Consider the following 7,219-nt stretch of genomic DNA (forward strand, 5'->3'; position numbering starts at 1 on the left):
GCCAGCCTGGTCGAGGAGCGGATGAAGGACGACCCTGAGATGACCCACGACGTCATCCACGCACTCAACCAGTGGATGTACGAGACCTGGACGTTTAACTACCAAGAGCGCATCTTCGCCACCCCGGTTATCACCTTGCCCATCGTCGAGCGCGCGCTGGAAGAGCTCGAATGGTGCCTGGAACGCGGCGCCCGTACCGTGCTGGTCCGCCCGGCGCCGGTGCCCGGATACCGCGGCAGCCGGTCGTTCGGCCTCGAGGAGTTCGACCCGTTCTGGCAGGCCTGCATCCGGGCCGAGATCCCGGTCTCCATGCACGCCTCCGACAGCGGTTACTCCGAGTTCGCGAACGTGTGGGAGCCAGGCGACGAGTTCCTGCCGTTCAAGCCAACCGCGTTCCGGAGCTTTGCGATGGGCCACCGGCCGATCTTGGACGCGATGGGTGCGCTGGTGTGCCACGGCGCGCTGTCCCGCAACCCGGAGCTGCGGATCCTGTCGATCGAAAACGGCGCCGACTGGGTGCCGGACCTGTTCAAGGGCCTGAAGGGTGTCTACAAGAAGATGCCCCAGTCGTTCAGCGAGGACCCGGTCGAGGCGTTCAAGCGCTGCGTCTACATCACACCGTTCTGGGAGGACCGGTTCGCCGAGATCGTCAACATGATGGGCACCGACCGGGTGATGTTCGGATCGGACTGGCCGCATCCCGAGGGTCTGAAGGATCCGATCACCTTCGTCGACGAGCTCGCCGACTTCGGTGAGGAGGACGTCGCCAAGATCATGGGCGGCAACCTGATGAAGCTGATGAAGGTCTCCAAGCCGGTCAACGCGTAACCGCCTATCGCCTACCGTTGCCGTAATAGGGTCGCCGACATGGAGCAGCGCACCCTCGAAGCGGTTATCTACGAACGTGACCCGCCGATTGCGCGGATCATCCTCAACCGCGCCGACAAGGCCAACACCAAAGACGCGACGCTGGTGCGGGAAGTCGACGAATGCCTGCACGAGGCCGACCGCGACCGCGAGATCAAGGTGGTGATCCTCAAGGCCAACGGCAACGGCTTCTGCGGCGGCCACGTGGCGCGGTGGGGTCCAGACGAGAATCCGTACCCGGACTTCGGGGACACGTTCGAGGATCTCTACAAGGGCACCGCCGACCTGTTCTTATGGCCGACGTTGTATCTGTGGGAGTTCCCGAAGCCGACGATCTCGCAGATCCACGGCTATTGCATGGGTGGTGGCATCTATCTTGGCCTGCTGACCGACTTCTGCGTGGCATCCGAGGACGCCTATTTTCAGATGCCGTTGGCGCAGAGCCTCGGCGAGCCCGGCGGCCACACCATGATCGAGCCGTGGCTGCTGATGAACTGGCATCGCACCATGGACTGGCTGTTGTTGGCGCCGACGCTGTCTGCGCAGGAAGCCCTCGATTGGGGGCTACTCAACAAGGTGGTGCCGCGCGAGGATCTCGAGGATGTCGTCGAGGAGATGGCACGCAAGATCGCCCGGATCCCGTTGACCACGTTGATGGCGGTGAAGAACAACGTGAAGCGGGCTTGGGAATTGATGGGAATGCGAGTGCACCTTCAGGTCAGCCACATCTTGACCAACATGGTCGGCGCGGCTTCCGACGTTCAGGCACGACGGGCCGAACTCATGCAATCAGGTTTGAAGCCGAGGGATTTCGTCGACCGCGACGAACCAGGATCCGGGCCGCCAGCGTGAGGCTGGCCGCACACTCGGCGGGCATGCGAGGCTAACGGCTCCGCTCGCCGGCCCTCTCACCTGCGAGCCTGCGTCCTGCCGCGTGCCGCGCGGCGACATAGCCGAACACCATCGTGTAGGCGATGCTCCCGCCCGCGCCCAGATAGTTTCGGCCCATCACCGTCGCGGTGATGTTGCCCGTCGCGTACAGCCCCTCGATCACGCGGTCGTTCTCGTCGAGGACCTGCGCGTACTCGTTGGCGACCAGCCCTCCACACGTTCCGACATCGGCTGGAACAACCCTCGTGGCGTAATACGGTGCCTTATCGAGTGGCCCGAGTGCCGCGTTGGTGCGGTACCCAGGATCGCCGAGGCAATCGTTGTATGCCGACTGGCCGCGGCCGAAGTCGGGGTCGAGGCCCTTGGCCGCAAAACCATTGAAGCGCTTTACCGTCTGCTCCAGCGCCCCAGACGGGACCTCCATCTGGCGCGCGAGATCGCCGATGGTGTTACCTCGCAGGACCGCGCCCCGTCCGATCAGCTCTTCGGGGAGGCTGCGTCTCTTGAAGGGGTTCGCTCCCGAAACGTATCTATGTATGTAGCCCTCGTCGAAGACCATCCAGCACGGCACCGCCTTGTTGGCGTACATCGCCTTGCCCACCTCGACGTACGAGTTCGACTCGTTGCAGAACCGCCGGCCGGTGCCGTCGACGTAGATGGCCCCGGGCCGCTGCCGACCGCTTCCAAGCGCTCTCGCCGCGTCACCTCCGTCGGCGATGAAAATCGATGGCAGCCACCAGGCTTCATCCAGCAGATCGGTTTTCGCCCCGAGTCGCATCGCCGTCTCAAGCACCTCGCCCGTGTCGCCGGCGTTGGCGATCGACCACCGGCCATCATTCGGCTGGTCGCCGCCGTAGCGGCGGCGCATGTCCGCGTTGCGGCTGAAGCCGCCGGCAGCCAGTAGGACGCCCTTGCGAGCCTCGACATTCAGCGATGCGCCGTTGTGCGTAACGCGCGCGCCGATGACACGGCCGTCGTCGACGATCAGGTCCTGCATTGCGGCGTCGGTCCAGATCGGCGGCTCGCCGCACAGGTCGATCAGAGCCTTGAGCATCTGACCAATGAGTGAGGCACCGTTGGTGAGGAGCTCCCGACGACGCAGCCTGGCCGCCCTGGTACGCGCGAACACCCGCGTCGCGACGGCGAAGGCCCGCGGCGATCGATTGAAGTACTGCACCGCGCGCAGCTCGTTCGTCTTGAGGACGAACCCGCCATAGCTCTTGGCCATCGAGGGCTGGACCTTCTCGCTCCAGTTGCCCAGTGCTGCCGCGTCGTACGGGATGCCCTCGATCGCGCGCCCAGCTTCGTTGCCGCCCCTGTGATTCGGGTAATAGTCGCTCCAACCCGGGCATCGCACGAGCCGAACGCCTTTGCGCATCAGGAAATTGATCATCTCGTAGCCCGCGGTGAGGAACATCTCGCGGCGTGCCGGCGATGAGGGCTGACCGATGTCGCCAACGACGTCGTCGAAGTACGCCAGACCGTCCTCGTGCGAGTCCGGGATGCCATCGGCGCGCATCAACGGGTTGTTCGGCAGCCACACCATGCCACCGGAAAGTCCGGTGGAACCACCCACCAGAGCTTGTTTTTCGATTACCAGCGGCTCGATCCCGGAGTCGAGCGCCGCCAGGGCCGCGGCCATCCCGCCTCCGCCACTGCCCGCGATGAGCAGGTCGACGGAGCGGTCCCATTGGGTGGTCATCGTGCCTCCGAGCTGAAGCCGAGATCGACGATCGGCACATCGATGGTGGTGTTGGTTTTCTGGATCGCCGGTACCAGCGTGTCGTGGGGCAAGCCGGCGAGGAAGCCGTCGACGACGCGTTCGAAGTTCGAGATCAGCCCTTCGATCTGGTCTGACAGCCGCATGTATTCAAATCCCTTGGAATGCAGCCCTTTTTGCTGCCGCGGCAAGTTGGAGAAGTCCTGTGCGGGGATCGGCGGCCAGCGCGGGTCGTCCGGAGCCATCGGTTCTGGTGGTGTGGGCTTCCCCGCGGACAGGTCTGAAGGGAAACGGGTGAGCGACCAGATCTCGAAGAGGGTTTCTTCCGGCCCGAGCGGACGGATCCGGTACGACGAGGCACTGCTGTAGGTGGGCAGGATGAAGTGGTGAGGAAAGCAGAATCCGATCGCGTCGGTGATCCCGCGGCGAGCAAGGTCGTTGAGGTCGGGCATATCGCTGCCCCGCGCCCGATGCCAGCTGACGACGGCATCGTTGACGGCGCTGCGCCAGGCTGTCATCGCCTCGGCCGGATCGGATGGCAGCTCGATGTTCTGCAGGCCCTCGGCGATGCGAATGTCGTTCTCGTGCGTCATGCCTCCCATGCCGTCGCCCAGGGTGCGCATGAAGTACAGGCTGCTGGCAATCACCGGATGCACCGTCGCGGACGGACTGCCGGACTGCGCGGACGGCAGCAATTGGGGGTGGGTTTGCGGGACGTGATAGCCCTCCATGAACGCCGCCGTCGCCAATTTCCAATTCACCGGCAACCGACACGATTGCCACCACTCGACGCGCAGCGATTCCACCTTCCAGGCGTCATAGATCGACGCAAACGGCTCCGTGCAGTCACGCAGCGAAGGGGCGTTGTTGTCGAGATTGATCCACGCACATCCACCCCAGAGCTCGCACCTGACCGAGACGAGTTGCACGTCATCCGGAGACAGATTCTCTTCGGCGAAGACTTCGGGTCGCAACACAAACGTGTTGCTTCCGTCGATGCCCCAGCACCAGCCGTGGAACGGGCAGACGAATGTCCGTCGATTTCCGTTGCCTTCCACCAGCTTTACCCCACGGTGCCGGCACGCATTGTGGTATGCGCGGACGTTCTGGCTGTCCACCCGCACCACGATGATCGACTCGTCGAGGATCTCGTACTCCACGAAATCGCCCGGCTTGGGAATCTCCTCGAGCCGACACGCCATCTGCCACACGCGCGGCCAGAACATCTCGTTCTCCAGCGCGTAGAAGTCCGGGTCGTAGTAGCGCTGTTTGGGGATCCGATCGGCGGTCTGCACCGCCCACGGCACCGGAAGGGGTTCCCAGTTCACCTCGGATCGCACCTTGCCTATCTCTACAGCCATCTCACTATCCCCTTGTGTCAGCTCATACGATCCGGGATGCCCGACCTTGCCAGTAACGTTCGCGGATACGCCTCTTATAGAGCTTTCCGTTCGGGTCCCGCGGCAACTCCGGGTCGAATTCAACTGTGCGCGGACACTTATAGCCCGCCAGGTGCGTTCGGCAGTATTCGATCAGCTCGGCCTCCAGATCGGGCCCGGGTGCGACGCCGTCGACCGGTTGCACGACCGCCTTGACCTCCTCACCGAACTCGTCGTTCGGGATGCCGAACACCGCCGCGTCGACGAGTTTGGGGTGCATCACCAGTAGGTTCTCCGCCTCCTGGGGATAGATGTTCACCCCGCCGGAGACGATCATGAATGTCGATCGGTCGGTGAGATACAGGTACCCGTCGTCGTCGACGTAACCCATATCGCCCAACGAGCGCCACCCGCGATCGTTGTACACCGACGCGGTCTTGGCGGGATCCTTGAAGTACTCGAACGGCGGCCCACCTTCGAAATAGAGCTCTCCGCTCTGCCCTACGGCAAGCTCTTCCCCATCGTCGCCGACCACGTGCACCGGCGCCATCGGTATGCCCACCGAACCCGGGTGGGCCAACCACTCGTCGGGCCCGATGGTGGTGCCCGCAAATCCCTCAGTGCCCCCGTAATATTCGTGGATGATCGGGCCAAACCACTTCATCATCTGGTGCTTGACGTCCACCGGGCACGGGGCGGCCGCATGGATCACACATTTCAGGCTCGAGACGTCGTATTGCTCCCGGACGGCCTTCGGCAGCTTGAGCATCCGCACGAACATCGTCGGCACGAACTGGGCGTGGGTGACGCGGTGGGTTTCGATCAAGCGCAGCACGGCTTCCGCGTCAAACCTGGGCATGATGATCGCCGCGGCGCCAACACGGTTGACTGCCATCGTGTAGTTCACCCCTGCGGCGTGATACAGCGGTGCCGGCGACAGATACACGCTGGCGCGGCTCATGCCGTACTTGTGAATCAGCGCCATCTCCAGAACGGACTGGGCCCACGAGCCGTTGCCGTCGGTCGGAAGTGACCGGCGAACGGCCTTGGGCCGTCCCGTGGTGCCCGACGAGTACAGCATCTCCGACCCGTCCGACACCGGCGGCGCTTCACCGGCAGTCGCCACGGCGTCGTCGTAGGATTGCCAGCCGTCCACGTCGCCGCCGACCGCGAAGTGGACGTCGACGGCGGAATTGGCATTGCGGAGATGCGCTGCGAGATCGCGCATCGAGGCGTCGACGAATACCGCCTTGGCGTCGGAGTCGTCAATCACATAGGCGACTTCGTCGGGCGTGAAGTGGGTGTTGACGGCGGTGTAGTAGAGACCGGAAAGCTGGCATCCCCAAGTAATTTCAAAGAACTCGGGCCGGTTCGGCAGAACCAGGGCTACGCCGTCGCCGCGACGCAACCCGGCACCGTGCAGCATCGCCGCGACCCGTTGGCTGCGGACACGCAGGCCGCCAAACGAGATCGTGTCGCCGTCGGCGATGATCAGGGCCGGCGACTCCGCGGCTGTGATCGCGTGATCGACGATATTCACCAGCAGACCTCGAAGGGTTAAGTGGCCTTAAGTGGCCGCAGCGCCGTCGGTCGATGCGGCTGCGGCTGCCTGGCGTCGGGCTTGTTCGGACGGCAACACCTTGTCCTTGAACACCTGCTGGATCAGCTGCTGGACGTCCTTGCTGATTGAGGCGAGCGCGACCAGGTCGTTGGAGCTCTGCCAGTGCACCCGCATTCCCATCAGCTCCCAGGCTCGCTTCAGGTTGGCCTTGGTGAGCATCAGCGTCGTCAACGGTGCCTGGGCAATGTGGCGGGCGATCGCGTCCACGCGGTCGTCCAGGTCCTCCCGCTTGACCACCTCGTTGACGAGGCCGACCTCGAGCGCCTTCTTGGCGTCGATCACCTCGGCGGTGAACAGATAGTAGGCGGCGCGGCGCCAGTTCATGAACACCCAAGGCTCTATGGAACATTCACCGGATGGCATGCCGAACCCCTGCAGGGGCGGGTAAGAGAAGTAGGCGTCCTCGGAGGCGATGACGATGTCGGTGGTCAGGCCCATGTGCGTGCCGCCGCCCACACAGTAGCCGTGGACTTGCGCGATGGTGGGCTTGGAGAACTCCCACAGATTCAAGGTTGGCTTGACGAAGAGATCCGACTGCGCCTTCCACGGGTGGCCTGTCACCATGGCGTTCTCTACGAACGCCGGATAGTCGACGGCGTTATTGCCGATGGCGTGCCCGGAGCAGAATCCCTTGCCATTGGCCTTTAGCACCAAAACCTTGATGTCGTAGTCGCGGTCGGCATCCAGCAATGCGGCGTCGACTTCTTCGGCCAGCTTCTGATCCTGGGCGTTGGCCTTCTC

The 7,219-nt window shown here is 63.8% G+C and carries 6 protein-coding genes; 2 read left to right on the forward strand and 4 right to left on the reverse strand.

Annotation, left to right across the window (positions count from 1 at the left end):
• The coding region (locus tag VNW74_RS15690) for an amidohydrolase family protein (protein ID WP_325678383.1) at positions 1–828 on the forward strand (828 nt) is incomplete at its 5' end.
• Between the two features lie 39 nt (positions 829–867).
• Entirely contained in the window at positions 868–1,719 is an 852-nt protein-coding gene (locus VNW74_RS15695) for an enoyl-CoA hydratase-related protein (RefSeq protein ID WP_325678385.1), read from the forward strand.
• A gap of 31 nt (positions 1,720–1,750) precedes the next feature.
• Here the strand turns inward: VNW74_RS15695 and VNW74_RS15700 are convergent, their stop codons facing one another.
• The 4 genes from VNW74_RS15700 to VNW74_RS15715 form a co-directional block, all read right to left on the reverse strand.
• Positions 1,751–3,460: an FAD-binding protein gene (locus VNW74_RS15700; RefSeq protein WP_325678386.1), complete on the reverse strand. Its 1,710-nt coding sequence runs from the start codon at positions 3,458–3,460 to the stop codon at positions 1,751–1,753.
• Positions 3,457–4,839 (reverse strand): aromatic ring-hydroxylating dioxygenase subunit alpha, encoded by a 1,383-nt coding sequence (locus VNW74_RS15705; RefSeq protein WP_325678388.1) that lies wholly within the window; start codon positions 4,837–4,839, stop codon positions 3,457–3,459. The genes VNW74_RS15700 and VNW74_RS15705 overlap by 4 nt, the downstream gene beginning before the upstream one ends.
• 22 nt (positions 4,840–4,861) lie before the next feature.
• Positions 4,862–6,397, reverse strand: coding sequence for an acyl-CoA synthetase (locus VNW74_RS15710; RefSeq protein ID WP_325678390.1), 1,536 nt, complete (start codon positions 6,395–6,397; stop codon positions 4,862–4,864).
• Between the two features lie 27 nt (positions 6,398–6,424).
• Positions 6,425–7,219, reverse strand: a 795-nt coding sequence (locus tag VNW74_RS15715; protein WP_325678392.1) for an enoyl-CoA hydratase-related protein, incomplete at its 5' end; no start/stop codon positions are given.

This window comes from Mycobacterium sp. (genome assembly GCF_035570115.1).
In the GTDB taxonomy this organism is placed as follows: domain Bacteria; phylum Actinomycetota; class Actinomycetes; order Mycobacteriales; family Mycobacteriaceae; genus Mycobacterium.